This window comes from Streptomyces sp. P17 (assembly GCF_032436805.1).
In the GTDB taxonomy this organism is placed as follows: domain Bacteria; phylum Actinomycetota; class Actinomycetes; order Streptomycetales; family Streptomycetaceae; genus Streptomyces.
On sequence record NZ_JAVRBF010001505.1, the window covers coordinates 1 to 235 of the forward strand.

Sequence of the window (235 nt, forward strand, 5' to 3'; positions counted from 1 at the left end):
CTGGTCGTCCGGGCGGACGCCGGCGAATTGCCGGACTTCCGCCGTGTCGTGGTCGAGACGACCGGCCTTGCCGATCCCGCGCCGATCCTGCACGCCTTGATGGCCGAGGAGCGGCTTGCCAAGTCGTACCGCATTGACGGCGTGCTTGCGACCGTGGACGCCGTCAACGGTCTTGCGACTATCAATGCGCACAAGGAGGCCGTCAAGCAGGTCGCGGTCGCCGATCGCCTGCTCG

General features: G+C 67.7%; 1 protein-coding gene. It reads left to right on the forward strand.

Features of this window, described 5'->3' with window-relative positions; genetic code table 11:
- On the forward strand, positions 1–235 hold a 235-nt coding region (locus RMT89_RS45505; protein WP_315889614.1), incomplete at both ends, for a GTP-binding protein.